The 12166-nt window shown below is 64.7% G+C and carries 22 protein-coding genes; all 22 read right to left on the reverse strand.

The genetic code is table 11. The features are described 5' to 3' along the window. Positions 1 to 58 precede the first annotated feature (58 nt). The 22 genes from rplO to tuf all read right to left on the reverse strand — a co-directional run bounded on the left by rplO (position 59) and on the right by tuf (position 12066). Positions 59 to 694 (reverse strand): 50S ribosomal protein L15, encoded by a 636-nt coding sequence (gene rplO / locus ASC55_RS07600; RefSeq protein WP_017829195.1) that lies wholly within the window; start codon positions 692 to 694, stop codon positions 59 to 61. Further along, entirely contained in the window at positions 694 to 879 is a 186-nt protein-coding gene (gene rpmD, locus ASC55_RS07605) for a 50S ribosomal protein L30 (RefSeq protein WP_017201575.1), read from the reverse strand. The genes rplO and rpmD overlap by 1 nt, the downstream gene beginning before the upstream one ends. Further along, the gene (gene rpsE / locus ASC55_RS07610; protein WP_017829196.1) at positions 879 to 1556 is read right to left on the reverse strand and encodes a 30S ribosomal protein S5; all 678 of its coding nucleotides are present in this window, start codon (positions 1554 to 1556) and stop codon (positions 879 to 881) included. Before rpsE ends, rpmD begins: the two co-directional genes overlap by 1 nt. Before the next feature lie 20 nt (positions 1557 to 1576). Next, positions 1577 to 1936: a 50S ribosomal protein L18 gene (gene rplR / locus ASC55_RS07615; RefSeq protein ID WP_017201578.1), complete on the reverse strand. Its 360-nt coding sequence runs from the start codon at positions 1934 to 1936 to the stop codon at positions 1577 to 1579. 2 nt (positions 1937 to 1938) lie between these two features. Then, a complete protein-coding gene (gene rplF, locus ASC55_RS07620; protein WP_055865585.1) occupies positions 1939 to 2475 on the reverse strand; it encodes a 50S ribosomal protein L6 in 537 nt (178 codons plus the stop codon). Between the two features lie 6 nt (positions 2476 to 2481). Next, a complete protein-coding gene (gene rpsH / locus ASC55_RS07625; protein ID WP_017829198.1) occupies positions 2482 to 2880 on the reverse strand; it encodes a 30S ribosomal protein S8 in 399 nt (132 codons plus the stop codon). 132 nt (positions 2881 to 3012) lie between these two features. Continuing rightward, positions 3013 to 3603: a 50S ribosomal protein L5 gene (rplE, locus tag ASC55_RS07630; RefSeq protein ID WP_017829199.1), complete on the reverse strand. Its 591-nt coding sequence runs from the start codon at positions 3601 to 3603 to the stop codon at positions 3013 to 3015. Beyond that, positions 3603 to 3962: a 50S ribosomal protein L24 gene (gene rplX, locus ASC55_RS07635; RefSeq protein ID WP_017829200.1), complete on the reverse strand. Its 360-nt coding sequence runs from the start codon at positions 3960 to 3962 to the stop codon at positions 3603 to 3605. The genes rplE and rplX overlap by 1 nt, the downstream gene beginning before the upstream one ends. 2 nt (positions 3963 to 3964) lie before the next feature. Next, on the reverse strand, positions 3965 to 4333 hold the full coding sequence (gene rplN, locus ASC55_RS07640) for a 50S ribosomal protein L14 (RefSeq protein ID WP_017201583.1): 369 nt from the start codon (positions 4331 to 4333) through the stop codon (positions 3965 to 3967). Then, entirely contained in the window at positions 4330 to 4662 is a 333-nt protein-coding gene (rpsQ, locus tag ASC55_RS17770) for a 30S ribosomal protein S17 (RefSeq protein WP_017829201.1), read from the reverse strand. The genes rplN and rpsQ overlap by 4 nt, the downstream gene beginning before the upstream one ends. After that, positions 4662 to 4979 carry a 50S ribosomal protein L29 gene (gene rpmC / locus ASC55_RS17710; RefSeq protein WP_017829202.1) on the reverse strand — a complete coding sequence of 106 codons (318 nt, stop codon included), beginning with the start codon at positions 4977 to 4979 and terminating at the stop codon, positions 4662 to 4664. The genes rpsQ and rpmC overlap by 1 nt, the downstream gene beginning before the upstream one ends. Further along, positions 4979 to 5398 carry a 50S ribosomal protein L16 gene (gene rplP, locus ASC55_RS07655; protein ID WP_017829203.1) on the reverse strand — a complete coding sequence of 140 codons (420 nt, stop codon included), beginning with the start codon at positions 5396 to 5398 and terminating at the stop codon, positions 4979 to 4981. Before rplP ends, rpmC begins: the two co-directional genes overlap by 1 nt. After that, positions 5398 to 6153, reverse strand: coding sequence for a 30S ribosomal protein S3 (rpsC, locus tag ASC55_RS07660; protein ID WP_017201587.1), 756 nt, complete (start codon positions 6151 to 6153; stop codon positions 5398 to 5400). Before rpsC ends, rplP begins: the two co-directional genes overlap by 1 nt. Then, entirely contained in the window at positions 6153 to 6551 is a 399-nt protein-coding gene (rplV, locus tag ASC55_RS07665; RefSeq protein WP_017829204.1) for a 50S ribosomal protein L22, read from the reverse strand. Before rplV ends, rpsC begins: the two co-directional genes overlap by 1 nt. Beyond that, positions 6551 to 6832: a 30S ribosomal protein S19 gene (rpsS, locus tag ASC55_RS07670; protein ID WP_017829205.1), complete on the reverse strand. Its 282-nt coding sequence runs from the start codon at positions 6830 to 6832 to the stop codon at positions 6551 to 6553. Before rpsS ends, rplV begins: the two co-directional genes overlap by 1 nt. Positions 6833 to 6844: 12 nt before the next feature. Then, positions 6845 to 7684, reverse strand: coding sequence for a 50S ribosomal protein L2 (gene rplB / locus ASC55_RS07675; protein ID WP_017201590.1), 840 nt, complete (start codon positions 7682 to 7684; stop codon positions 6845 to 6847). A 20-nt stretch (positions 7685 to 7704) separates the two neighbouring features. Then, a complete protein-coding gene (rplW, locus tag ASC55_RS07680; protein ID WP_017829206.1) occupies positions 7705 to 8028 on the reverse strand; it encodes a 50S ribosomal protein L23 in 324 nt (107 codons plus the stop codon). After that, the gene (rplD, locus tag ASC55_RS07685; protein WP_021201122.1) at positions 8025 to 8687 is read right to left on the reverse strand and encodes a 50S ribosomal protein L4; all 663 of its coding nucleotides are present in this window, start codon (positions 8685 to 8687) and stop codon (positions 8025 to 8027) included. Before rplD ends, rplW begins: the two co-directional genes overlap by 4 nt. A 2-nt stretch (positions 8688 to 8689) precedes the next feature. Then, on the reverse strand, positions 8690 to 9349 hold the full coding sequence (gene rplC, locus ASC55_RS07690) for a 50S ribosomal protein L3 (protein ID WP_055865588.1): 660 nt from the start codon (positions 9347 to 9349) through the stop codon (positions 8690 to 8692). A gap of 8 nt (positions 9350 to 9357) precedes the next feature. Next, positions 9358 to 9666 carry a 30S ribosomal protein S10 gene (gene rpsJ, locus ASC55_RS07695; protein ID WP_017201594.1) on the reverse strand — a complete coding sequence of 103 codons (309 nt, stop codon included), beginning with the start codon at positions 9664 to 9666 and terminating at the stop codon, positions 9358 to 9360. An 844-nt stretch (positions 9667 to 10510) separates the two neighbouring features. Then, on the reverse strand, positions 10511 to 10723 hold the full coding sequence (locus tag ASC55_RS07700) for a hypothetical protein (protein WP_021201124.1): 213 nt from the start codon (positions 10721 to 10723) through the stop codon (positions 10511 to 10513). A 152-nt stretch (positions 10724 to 10875) separates the two neighbouring features. Next, positions 10876 to 12066 (reverse strand): elongation factor Tu, encoded by a 1191-nt coding sequence (gene tuf / locus ASC55_RS07705; RefSeq protein WP_017829210.1) that lies wholly within the window; start codon positions 12064 to 12066, stop codon positions 10876 to 10878. Between the last annotated feature and the right edge of the window lie 100 nt (positions 12067 to 12166).

Raw genomic sequence — 12166 nt, forward strand, 5'->3', positions numbered from 1 at the left:
CTCGGAGTGTGAAACCACAAGAGGGGCCGGAGATTCTCCGGCCCCTCTTGCTGTGCGGTTACTTGACGGATCCGCCAGCCGCGACGATCTTCTGCTCGGCAGAACCCGAGACCTTGTCGACCGAAACGGTGAGCTTCACGGCGATGTCGCCGTTTCCGAGAACCTTGACCTTCTCGTTCTTGCGAACGGCACCCTTGGCGACCAGGTCGCCGATGGTGACATCGCCACCCTTCGGGTACAGCTCCGCGAGCTTCTCCAGGTTCACGACCTGGTACTCCACGCGGAACGGGTTCTTGAACCCGCGCAGCTTCGGGGTGCGCATGTGCAGAGGCATCTGCCCACCCTCGAAGCCGACGCGAACGGTGTTGCGCGCCTTGGTGCCCTTGGTTCCACGACCAGCGGTCTTACCCTTGGAGCCCTCACCACGGCCGACGCGAGTCTTGGCGGTGTTGGATCCGGGGACGGGACGCAGGTGGTGCACCTTCAGCACGCCGGGGCGGGATGCCGGAGCATCCTTCGCAGGCGTTGCCTTCTTGGCAGCCGGCTTCTTGGCAGCGCCATCAGCCTTGGCGGCAGCGGCAGCGGTCTTGGCCGGAGCCTTCTTCGCAGCCGGCTTCTTCTCGGCAGCAGCCTTGGGAGCTGCAGCCTTCTTCGTGGCCTTCTCAGCCTCGACGGCCTCGTTCTTCTCAGCCATTAGTCGATCTCCTCAACCTTGACGAGGTGTGCGACGGTCTTGACGTAACCGCGCGTCTGCGCGTCGTCGGGGCGAACGGTGGTGTCACCGATCCGCTTCAGACCGAGGCTGCGCAGCGTGTCACGCTGGTTCTGCTTCTCGCTCACCTTGGACTTGATCTGCGTGACCTTCAGTCGCGCGGCCATCAGGCACCTACCTTCTGTGCGGCGATGGCCTCGGCCTCGGCGCGCACGAGACGCGCAGGGGCGACCTGGTCGAACTCGAGGCCACGACGTGCGGCGACCGCACGAGGCTCCTCGAGCTGCTTCAGGGCGGTGACCGTCGCGTGCACGATGTTGATCGTGTTCGACGAGCCGAGCGACTTCGACAGCACGTCGTGGATTCCGGCGCACTCGAGCACGGCGCGGACGGGACCACCGGCGATAACACCGGTACCGGCAGCGGCCGGACGGAGCAGGACCACACCAGCGGCGGCCTCACCCTGCACGGGGTGCGGGATGGTGCTGCCGACGCGCGGCACGCGGAAGAAGTTGCGCTTGGCCTCTTCGACACCCTTCGAGATCGCCAGAGGGACCTCGCGAGCCTTGCCGTAACCGACACCGACCAGACCGTTGCCGTCACCGACGACCACGAGGGCGGTGAAGCTGAAGCGACGACCACCCTTCACGACCTTCGAGACGCGGTTGATGGTGACGACGCGCTCCAGGAACTGGTTGTCGCCACGGTCACGCGAGTTGCGGTCACGACCGCCACCCTGGTTGCGGTCACGACCGCCGCGGCGGCCATCACGCGAATCGCGAGCCGGCTCAGCCTGCGTTGTGCCGGCAGCCGTCTCGGAAGTGGCAGCAGCCGCTTCGGTCACTTCGTTCTCCTTGTTGTCACTCACAGTGCCAGACCCCCCTCGCGGGCGCCGTCGGCGATGGCGGCGACACGACCGGCGTAGCGGTTGCCGCCACGGTCGAACACTGCCTCGGAAACGCCGGCAGCCTTCGCACGCTCGGCGAGGAGCTCGCCGACCTTGCGGGCCTTGGCGGTCTTGTCACCCTCGAGCGAACGCAGGTCGGTCTCGAGCGTCGATGCCGACGCCACGGTGTGACCCTTGCTGTCGTCGACCAGCTGCACGAAGACGTGGCGGGCCGAGCGGTTGACGACGAGACGCGGACGCGCCTCGGTGCCGACGACCTTCTTGCGAAGGCGGGCGTGACGACGCGCGCGGGCGTCAGACTTTGACTTGAGAGCCATGGTTACTTACCACTCTTTCCGGCCTTGCGACGCACGTTCTCGCCGGCGTAGCGCACACCCTTGCCCTTGTACGGCTCGGGCTTGCGGATCTTGCGGATGTTCGCAGCTGCCTCACCGACAGCCTGCTTGTCGATCCCGCTGACGGTGAGCTTGGTGGTGCCCTCGACCGTGAGCGTGATGCCGGCGGGCGGGTCGATCAGGACCGGGTGCGAGAAGCCGAGAGCGAACTCGACCGAGTTGCCCTTCTGCTGCACGCGGTAACCGGTGCCGACGACCTCGAGACCCTTGGTGTAGCCCTGGGTCACGCCGATGATGTTGTTGTTGATGAGCGTGCGGGTCAGGCCGTGAAGCGACCGCGACTCGCGCTCGTCGTCGGGACGGGAGACCAGAACCTGGTTCTCCTCGACCGCGACCTCGATGGGGCTGGCCACCGTGAGGGTGAGTTCACCCTTGGGGCCCTTCACCGCGACCTCACGGCCGTCGACCGAAACGGTCACGCCCGCAGGAACGTCGATGGGAAGTCGTCCGATACGCGACATTTCGAATTACCACACGTAGGCGAGAACTTCTCCGCCCACGCCCTTCTGCTCAGCCTGACGGTCGGTGAGAAGACCGGAGGAAGTGGACAGGATTGCCACGCCAAGTCCGCCGAGGACCGTGGGAAGCTCGGTGGACTTCGCGTAGACGCGGAGGCCGGGCTTCGAGACGCGCTTGATACCAGCGATCGAGCGCTCGCGGTTCGGGCCGTACTTCAGCGTCAGCGTGAGGTTCTTCCCGACGCGAGCGTCAGAGGTCTCCCAACCGGCGATGTAGCCCTCCTGCTGGAGGATCTGAGCGATGTGCGTCTTGAGCTTGCTCGACGGCAGGGTCACAGAATCGTGGTGCGCCGAGTTCGCGTTGCGCAGACGGGTCAGCAGATCTGCGACCGGGTCTGTCATTGTCATTGTTGATTTCCTTTGTTCATGAGGTTCCGGCTGCCGTTACACGACAGACGGCCTGCGATGACACGCAATTTTCAATTGTACGTGCACATCGACGGGCTCAGTGACACGAGACCACTGAGCCCGTCAAGGTTGTTACGCCTGTGCGTCTTCCGAGCGGAACGGGAAGCCGAGGTGGCGGAGCAGTGCCCGACCCTCGTCATCCGTCTTCGCGGTGGTGACGACGGTGATGTCGAAACCGCGAACCCGGTCGATCTTGTCCTGATCGATCTCGTGGAACACGCTCTGCTCCTGGAGACCGAAGGTGTAGTTGCCGTTGCCGTCGAACTGCTTGGCCGAGAGACCGCGGAAGTCGCGGATACGGGGCAGTGCGAGCGAGACGAGGCGATCCACGAACTCCCACGCGCGGTCACCACGGAGGGTGACGTGCGCGCCGATGGCCTGACCCTCACGCAGCTTGAACTGCGCGATGGACTTGCGAGCCTTCGTGACGATCGGCTTCTGGCCGGTGATCTTGGTGAGATCCTCGACCGCGCCATCGATCACCTTGCTGTCGCGAGCTGCCTCGCCGACACCGGTGTTCACGACGACCTTGACCAGTCCGGGGATCTGCATGACGTTCGCGTAACCGAACTCTTCCTGCATCGCCTTCTTGATCTCGGCGTTGTACTTCGCCTTCAGGCGGGGCTGGATCTTGCCAGCCACCGCGGCGTCGGTGCTTGCCATCAGAGGTCCTTACCGCTCTTCTTCGCGTAGCGCACGCGGACGGTGCGCTTCACGCCGTCCTTCGTCTGCTCCTCGACCCGGTGGCCGACCTTGGTCGGCTTCTTGGTCGAGGGGTCGACGAGTGCGACGTTCGAGATGTGGATGGAGGCTTCGACGGTCTCGATGCCTCCGGTCTTGGTGCCACGCTGCGTCTGTCCGACGCGGGTGTGCTTGGTGACGTAGTTCACGCCTTCGACGATGACGCGGTTCTTCTCGGCAAGGACGTCGAGGACCTTGCCCTGCTTGCCGCGGTCGCCGCCACGCTCCTGCGTGGCACCGGTGATGACCTGAACCAGGTCACCCTTCTTGATCTTCGCCATGATTAGATGACCTCCGGCGCCAGCGAGACGATCTTCATGAACTTCTTGTCACGAAGCTCACGACCGACCGGCCCGAAGATACGGGTGCCGCGGGGCTCCCCGTCGTTCTTCAGGATCACTGCGGCGTTCTCGTCGAACTTGATGTAGGAGCCGTCCGGACGACGGACCTCCTTCTTGGTGCGGACGATGACCGCCTTGACGACGTCGCCCTTCTTCACGTTGCCACCGGGGATCGCGTCCTTGACGGTCGCGACGATGGTGTCGCCGAGGCCCGCGTAACGACGCTTCGAGCCACCGAGAACGCGGATGGTGAGCAGCTCCTTGGCGCCGGTGTTGTCGGCGACCTTGAGTCGGGATTCCTGCTGAATCACTTGGCCTTCTCCAGAATCTCCACCAGGCGCCAGCGCTTCGTGGCGCTCAGCGGGCGGGTCTCGTTGATCAGGACCAGGTCGCCGATGCCGGCGGAGTTCGCCTCATCGTGCGCCTTGACCTTCGAGGTGCGGCGGATGACCTTGCCGTAAAGCGGGTGCTTCACGCGGTCCTCGACCTCGACCACGATGGTCTTGTCCATCTTGTCGCTGACGACGTAGCCGCGACGTGCCTTGCGGTAACCGCGGGCAGCGGCGTCGCGGACGTCGTGCTCGGACGACTCGTGTCCTGCGGCCTGCGTCTCCACAGTCGCTTCCTTCTTGGTGGCCATCACTCAGCCTCTTCCTTCACGGCGTCGTCGGCGGAGTCCGCCTTCTTCGCCTTCGACTTGGTCGCCTTCTTGGCCGGAGCCTCGACCGGAGCAGGCGTCGCACGGATGCCCAGCTCGCGTTCGCGGATCACGGTGTAGAGGCGCGCGATGTCGCGCTTGACGGCGCGGATGCGGCCGTGGCTCTCCAGCTGGCCGGTGGCCGACTGGAAACGGAGGTTGAACAGCTCCTCCTTGGCCTTGCGCAGCTCCTCAACGAGGCGCTGGTCTTCGAATGTATCGAGCTCTGCCGGGGCGAGCTCCTTGGTGCCGATCGCCATTACGCGTCGCCCTCCTCGCGCTTGATGATGCGTGCCTTGAGCGGCAGCTTGTGAATTGCACGGGTCAGAGCTTCGCGTGCGAGCTCCTCGTCGACACCCGCGACCTCGAAGAGGACACGGCCCGGCTTGACGTTGGCGACCCACCACTCGGGGGAACCCTTACCGGAACCCATGCGGGTTTCGGCAGGCTTCTTCGTGAGCGGACGGTCGGGGTAGATGTTGATCCACACCTTTCCACCACGCTTGATGTGACGGGTCATCGCGATACGAGCGGACTCGATCTGACGGTTCGTCACGTAAGCGGGCGTGAGGGCCTGGATACCGTACTCGCCGAAGGAGACCTTCGTGCCGCCGGTGGCCTGACCCGAGCGACCCGGGTGGTGCTGCTTGCGGAACTTGACCTTACGGGGGATGAGCATTATGCCGACGCTCCTTCTGCGACAGGTGCCTCGTTGCGCGGGGCACGGCGGCGGTCGCCACCACGGTCGTCACGACGAGCCTTGGGTGCGTTGGCCTGCTCGCGAGCGAGCTCCTTCGCGGTCAGGTCGCCCTTGTAGATCCAGACCTTCACGCCGATGCGGCCGAAGGTGGTCTTCGCCTCGTAGAAGCCGTAGTCGATGTTCGCACGAAGCGTGTGCAGCGGCACACGGCCTTCGCGGTAGAACTCCGAACGGCTCATCTCGGCGCCGCCGAGACGGCCGGAGACCTGGATGCGGATGCCCTTGGCGCCGGCGCGCTGAGCGCCCTGCAGACCCTTGCGCATCGCACGACGGAACGCCACACGAGCAGAGAGCTGCTCGGCGATGCCCTGTGCGACCAGCTGAGCGTCGGCCTCGGGGTTCTTGACCTCGAGGATGTTCAGCTGGATCTGCTTGCCCGAGAGCTTCTCGAGGTCGCCGCGAATGCGCTCGGCCTCGGCTCCACGACGACCGATCACGATGCCCGGACGGGCGGTGTGGATGTCGACGCGGACGCGGTCACGGGTGCGCTCGATCTCGATGTTCGAGACACCGGCGCGGTCGAGCTGCGTCTTGAGCAGGTTACGGATCTTGATGTCTTCGGCGACGTAGTCGGCGTAGCGCTGACCCGGCTTCGTCGAGTCAGAGAACCAACGCGAGACGTGGTCCGTCGTGATGCCGAGACGGAAGCCGTACGGGTTTACCTTCTGTCCCATTACTTGCTCGCCTTCTTGTTGCTGTCGCCCGCGGCGGCCGGAGCTGCCTCAGGCGTCGAGAGCACGACCGTGATGTGGCTCGTGCGCTTCTTGATCTGGAAAGCGCGACCCTGTGCACGGGGCTGGAAACGCTTGAGCGTGGTGCCCTCGTCGACGTACGCGTTGGCCACGTACAGGTCCTTCTCGTCGAGGAACTCGCCGTCGCGATCCGCCTTCACCTGCGCGTTGGCCATGGCCGACGCGACAAGCTTGTAGATCGGCTCGCTGGCGCTCTGCTGCGCGAACTTCAGGATCGCGAGAGCTTCCTGTGCCTGCTTGCCCTTGATGAGCGCGACGACACGACGAGCCTTCTGAGGGGTCACGCGGATGTGTCGCACGCGTGCGATCGATTCGACCATTAGCGGCGCCGCCCCTTCTTGTCGTCCTTCTCGTGGCCGCGGAAGGTGCGGGTGGGCGCGAACTCGCCCAGCTTGTGACCGACCATGGTCTCGGACACGAACACAGGGATGTGCTTGCGTCCGTCGTGGACCGCGATCGTGTGACCCAGCATGGCCGGGATGATCATGGACCGACGGGACCAGGTCTTGATGACGTTCTTGGTGCCGGCTTCGTTCTGCACGACCACCTTGCGAAGCAGGTGATCGTCGACGAAGGGGCCCTTCTTAAGACTGCGAGGCATCTTCTCTTACTCCTACTTACGCTTCTTGCCGGCGTTACGACGACGCACGATGTACTTGTCGCTTTCCTTGTTGGCGTGACGGGTACGACCCTCAGCCTGGCCCCACGGGGAAACGGGGTGACGACCACCGGAGGTCTTACCCTCACCACCACCGTGCGGGTGGTCGACCGGGTTCATCGCGACACCACGCACGGTCGGGCGGACGCCCTTCCAGCGCATGCGGCCGGCCTTACCCCAGTTGATGTTCGACTGCTCGGCGTTGCCGACCTCGCCGATGGTCGCGCGGCAGCGCGCATCGACGTTGCGGATCTCGCCCGAGGGCAGACGCAGCTGGGCGTAGGGGCCGTCCTTGGCGACGAGACGGACGGATGCACCGGCCGAACGTGCCATCTTCGCGCCGCCGCCGGGGCGGAGCTCGATCGCGTGGATGACCGTACCCGTGGGGATGTTCTTCAGCGGGAGGTTGTTGCCCGGCTTGATGTCAGCCCCGGCACCCGACTCGACGATGTCGCCCTGCTTCAGCTTCGCCGGAGCGAGGATGTAGCGCTTCTCACCGTCGAAGTAGTGCAGCAGCGCGATGCGCGCGGTGCGGTTGGGGTCGTACTCGATGTGAGCGACCTTGGCGTTGACGCCGTCCTTGTCGTTACGACGGAAGTCGATGACGCGGTACTGGCGCTTGTGGCCACCACCGATGTGACGGGTCGTGATGCGGCCCTGGTTGTTGCGACCACCGGTCTTCGAGAGCGGGCGCAGCAGCGACTTCTCCGGCGTCGATCGAGTGATCTCGGCGAAGTCAGCCACCGACGAGCCGCGACGGCCCGGGGTCGTGGGCTTGTACTTGCGAATAGCCATTATTGTCCTTATCCCCCGGATCAGCCGATTGCCGTGAAGATGTCGATGGTGCCCGACTTCAGGGTCACGATGGCGCGCTTGGTGTCCTTGCGCTTGCCGGTGCCGAAGCGGGTGCGGCGAGCCTTGCCGACGCGGTTGAGGGTGTTGACCCCTGCGACCTTGACGCCGAAGATCTTCTCGATGGCGAGCTTGATCTCGGTCTTCGAAGCGCGCGGGTCGACGAGGAAGGTGTACTTTCCTTCATCGATGAGCCCGTAGCTCTTCTCGGACACGACCGGCTTCAGGATGATGTCGCGCGGGTCCTTGTTCAGGGCCGTCTGGAGAACAGATGCCTGCTCGCTCATGCGGAGACCTCCTGGTTGGCGCCGGACTTGGAGGCGATGAAGCCCTCGAGCGCGGCCTGGGTGAAGACGATGTCGTCGGAGACGAGCACGTCGTATGCGTTGAGCTGGTCGAACGTCAGCACGTGCAGGTTCGACAGGTTGCGGATGCTCTTCAGCGTCACGTCATCGTTGCGCTCGATCACGACGAGCACGTTCTTCGACGAGACGACGTTGGTGAGGAAGTTCACCGCGGTCTTGGTCGAAGGCGTGCCGTCGATCCCGAAGGACTCGATGGCGTGGATGCGGTCACCGCGGAAGCGGTCGCTGAGCGCGCCCAGCAGGGCTGCAGCGATCATCTTCTTGGGGGTGCGCTGCGAGTAGTCGCGCGGCTTGGGGCCGTGCACGATGCCACCACCGGTCATGTGCGGCGCGCGGATGGAACCCTGACGGGCGTTACCCGTGCCCTTCTGCTTGAAGGGCTTGCGGCCGGCACCGGAGACCTCGCCACGACGCTTGGTCGAGTGCGTGCCCTGGCGAGCCGCCGCGAGCTGCGCGACGACGACCTGGTGGATGAGCGGGATGTTCGTCTTGGCGTCGAACAGCGCGGCGGGAAGCTCGATCGAGCCTGCCTTCTTGCCGTCTGCCTTGAGGACGTCGAGCGCGAGAGTGGAGTCAGCCATGATCAGGCACCCTTCACTGCGTTGCGGACATAGACGATGCGACCACGAGCACCGGGGACGGCGCCCTTGACGAGCATGAGTCCCTTCTCGATGTCGATGGCGTGCACCGTGAGGTTGAGGACGGTCACGCGCTCGCCACCCATACGGCCGGCCATGCGCATGCCCTTGAAGACGCGGCTCGGGGTCGACGATGCGCCGATGGAACCGGGCTTGCGGTGGTTGCGGTGCGAACCGTGCGAAGCCGAGACGCCCTTGAAGTTGTGACGCTTCATGACACCGGCGAAGCCCTTGCCCTTGCTCGTGCCGACGACGTCGACGAGCTGGCCTGCTTCGAAGGTGCCGTCGACCGTGAGCTCCTGGCCCAGGGTGTAGTCGCCGGCGTCCGCGGTGCGGATCTCGGTGACGTGACGACGCGGCGTGACGCCGGCTGCCTCGAAGTGGGCGGTGAGCGGCTTGTTCACCTTGCGGGGGTCGATCTGGCCGTACGCGATCTGCACGGCGTTGTAGCCGTCCTTCTCGGGCGTGCGGACCTGGGTGACCACGTTGGGTGCGAGCTCGATGACGGTGACGGGAACGAGCTTGCCGCTCTCGTTCCACACCTGGGTCATACCGAGCTTCGTGCCCAGCATGCCCTTGGAAACCTTGGAGTTGATGTCAGCCATGTCGAACCTCAGAGCTTGATCTCGATGTTGACATCGGCAGGCAGGTCGAGGCGCATCAGCGAGTCGACAGCCTTGGGCGTCGGGTCGACGATGTCGATCAGACGCTTGTGGGTGCGCATCTCGAAGTGCTCGCGGCTGTCCTTGTACTTGTGCGGCGACCGGATGACGCACACGACGTTCTTCTCGGTCGGAAGGGGCACGGGTCCGACGACGGTCGCGCCCGCACGGGTCACGGTGTCGACGATCTTGCGTGCGGACGTGTCGATGACCTCGTGGTCATACGACTTCAGGCGAATGCGGATCTTCTGTCCCGCCATTGTCTGCTCTCTCTCTTTAGGCGTCTTACCATCCGGGACCGGGTGGCCCTGGGGCATTGGACGCACGTCGGCGCTGTTCGCGCCTCGGCACGAGAACGGCTCTCACGAGTCGATCTGCTGCACCACTGTTCTTCTGTCAGCCGGACGCTGCGAAGCGACCGGATGCCGACCTTCCGCCGCGCACGGCAGAACCCTTCATGAAGAGGGGTGTCGGGGTGTGTTCTGCTACCCGCGGCCTAGAACCCTGCACCATCCCGGAGGAGGCGCCGTCTATGCACAGCCCTGGCAGTGATCCATCGCACGCACAGCGGCGACGGAATATCGAACCTGTCTATTCTGCCACGGCTGATTTCACTTCCGCAAACCCGGGCGTGTCGCGCCCGGTCGGCCGACCTCGGAACGGGTCGGGAACCGCGTCAGTTCGCCAGGGAGAGCGGGGCGAGGCATCCCCATGCCTCGCCCCGCTTGGGGAGGGCGTTCAGTGCGAGGGGGCACACCGAACGCGAGTAGTCCGGCGTGAAGGGACGCCGAACTCCTCGACCGAGGGCGCGGCGGAAGACCCGCCGCGCAGGCAGGGAGACGCTCAGGCGCAGTGACTGCGCGCGTCGCACGATGATCCCCAAGATCGCTATCCCCAGTTTGTACGCGGAAGACCGCGTGCTTCGGGAAACCGAACCCCTTCGGCTTCCCCGACCGCAAGATCCCCAGGCGGTCGAGTCGATCCTACTGGATGCAACCGTGAATACGCCACATCCGACGGCATTCCGAGCCTGATGCCCGGTGCCCGCACGCGCAAGAGCGGCGATCCACCCGTGGTGGATCGCCGCTCAGGAGACGCGGAGTTCTACTCGTTGCCGACGGCCTTGTCGGCGCCGTCGCGGATCTCGTCGATCTTGTCGGCCGCACCGGGAGCGATCTTCTTCGCGAAGTCTGCGACGCCGTCGAGCACCTTGTCGCTGATGTCCTCGGCCTGCTCGCTCTTCACGGCCTCGGCGATCTTGTCCTTGTTCTGCTCGTACAGGTCCTTGCCCTTGTTCACGGCATCTTCGATACCCATGTGTTTCCCCTTCTGAAGGTGTGCCGCCGACCGATCGGGCCGACCACACTCATTGTGCATGTCCGCAATCGTAAACGGAACCCTCGAGACGCCGTGTTAACGACAAAGGGGCCGGACCCGAAGGTCCGACCCCTCTGCGAGGAAGCAGATGCTTACTTGATGATCTTCGTGACCGTACCGGCGCCGACGGTGCGTCCACCCTCACGGATGGCGAAGCCGAGGCCCTCCTCCATAGCGATCGGCTGGATCAGCTCGACCGTCATGTCGGTGGTGTCGCCGGGCATGACCATCTCGGTGCCCTCAGGCAGCGAGATGACGCCGGTGACGTCGGTGGTGCGGAAGTAGAACTGCGGGCGGTAGTTCGTGTAGAACGGGTTGTGACGGCCACCCTCGTCCTTGGACAGGATGTACGCGGTGCCCTCGAAGTCGGTGTGCGGCGTGACCGAACCCGGCTTGACGATGACCTGACCGCGCTCGACGTCCTCACGCTTGGTGCCGCGGAGCAGCAGACCACAGTTCTCGCCGGCCCAGGCCTCGTCGAGCTGCTTGTGGAACATCTCGATACCCGTGACCGTGGTCTTGACGGTCGGACGGAGTCCGACGATCTCGACCTCGGAGTTGATGGCCAGCGTGCCACGCTCGGCGCGACCCGTGACGACGGTTCCACGACCGGTGATCGTGAAGACGTCCTCGACGGGCATCAGGAACGGCTTGTCACGGTCACGCTCCGGGTCCGGAACGCTGTCGTCGACAGCCTGCATCAGGTCCAGGATCGCCTGGGTCCACTTCTCGTCGCCCTCGAGGGCCTTGAGAGCGGAGACGCGGACGACAGGAGCGTCCTCGTCGAAGCCCTGGCCGGCGAGCAGCTCGCGGACCTCGAGCTCGACGAGCTCCAGGATCTCCTCGTCGTCGACCATGTCGGACTTGTTCAGCGCGACCAGCAGGTACGGCACGCCGACCTGCTTGGCGAGCAGCACGTGCTCGCGCGTCTGAGCCATCGGGCCGTCGGTGGCGGCGACCACGAGGATCGCGCCGTCCATCTGAGCCGCACCGGTGATCATGTTCTTGACGTAGTCGGCGTGGCCGGGAGCGTCAACGTGCGCGTAGTGGCGCTTCGGGGTCTCGTACTCGATGTGCGAGATGTTGATGGTGATACCACGCTGGCGCTCTTCCGGCGCCGAGTCGATGGAAGCGAAGTCGCGCTGCACGTTGGTGTCGGACGGGTACTTGTCAGCAAGCACCTTCGAGATCGCTGCGGAGAGCGTGGTCTTGCCGTGGTCGACGTGACCGATCGTTCCGATGTTGACGTGCGGCTTGGTCCGCTCGAACTTGGCCTTAGCCACTGGGTCCTCCTCAGGACGTCGTTGTAGAGGTGACCGGGCACTGGTTTGCGACCGGTTCTCTACGGGTTAGGTTCTCAGTTTAGTAGAGAGGGAATGTGAA

This window comes from Microbacterium sp. Root322 (assembly GCF_001425645.1).
GTDB lineage: Bacteria > Actinomycetota > Actinomycetes > Actinomycetales > Microbacteriaceae > Microbacterium > Microbacterium maritypicum.

Coding starts and splice junctions, on each gene's coding strand:
- rplC (WP_055865588.1), bottom strand. CDS start 9,349: ATGGCTGACATCAACTCCAAGGTTTCCAAGGGCATGCTGGGCACGAAG.
- rpsJ (WP_017201594.1), bottom strand. CDS start 9,666: ATGGCGGGACAGAAGATCCGCATTCGCCTGAAGTCGTATGACCACGAG.
- rpsH (WP_017829198.1), bottom strand. CDS start 2,880: ATGACAATGACAGACCCGGTCGCAGATCTGCTGACCCGTCTGCGCAAC.
- rpsQ (WP_017829201.1), bottom strand. CDS start 4,662: ATGGCCACCAAGAAGGAAGCGACTGTGGAGACGCAGGCCGCAGGACAC.
- rplB (WP_017201590.1), bottom strand. CDS start 7,684: ATGGCTATTCGCAAGTACAAGCCCACGACCCCGGGCCGTCGCGGCTCG.
- ASC55_RS07700 (WP_021201124.1), bottom strand. CDS start 10,723: ATGGGTATCGAAGATGCCGTGAACAAGGGCAAGGACCTGTACGAGCAG.
- rplD (WP_021201122.1), bottom strand. CDS start 8,687: ATGGCTGACTCCACTCTCGCGCTCGACGTCCTCAAGGCAGACGGCAAG.
- rpsS (WP_017829205.1), bottom strand. CDS start 6,832: ATGCCTCGCAGTCTTAAGAAGGGCCCCTTCGTCGACGATCACCTGCTT.
- rplO (WP_017829195.1), bottom strand. CDS start 694: ATGGCTGAGAAGAACGAGGCCGTCGAGGCTGAGAAGGCCACGAAGAAG.
- rpmD (WP_017201575.1), bottom strand. CDS start 879: ATGGCCGCGCGACTGAAGGTCACGCAGATCAAGTCCAAGGTGAGCGAG.
- rplE (WP_017829199.1), bottom strand. CDS start 3,603: ATGGCAAGCACCGACGCCGCGGTGGCTGGCAAGATCCAGCCCCGCCTG.
- rplF (WP_055865585.1), bottom strand. CDS start 2,475: ATGTCGCGTATCGGACGACTTCCCATCGACGTTCCTGCGGGCGTGACC.
- rpmC (WP_017829202.1), bottom strand. CDS start 4,979: ATGGCGATCGGCACCAAGGAGCTCGCCCCGGCAGAGCTCGATACATTC.
- rplP (WP_017829203.1), bottom strand. CDS start 5,398: ATGCTCATCCCCCGTAAGGTCAAGTTCCGCAAGCAGCACCACCCGGGT.
- rplW (WP_017829206.1), bottom strand. CDS start 8,028: ATGAGCGAGCAGGCATCTGTTCTCCAGACGGCCCTGAACAAGGACCCG.
- rplV (WP_017829204.1), bottom strand. CDS start 6,551: ATGGTCGAATCGATCGCACGCGTGCGACACATCCGCGTGACCCCTCAG.
- rplX (WP_017829200.1), bottom strand. CDS start 3,962: ATGGCGAAGATCAAGAAGGGTGACCTGGTTCAGGTCATCACCGGTGCC.
- rpsC (WP_017201587.1), bottom strand. CDS start 6,153: ATGGGACAGAAGGTAAACCCGTACGGCTTCCGTCTCGGCATCACGACG.
- rplR (WP_017201578.1), bottom strand. CDS start 1,936: ATGGCTCTCAAGTCAAAGTCTGACGCCCGCGCGCGTCGTCACGCCCGC.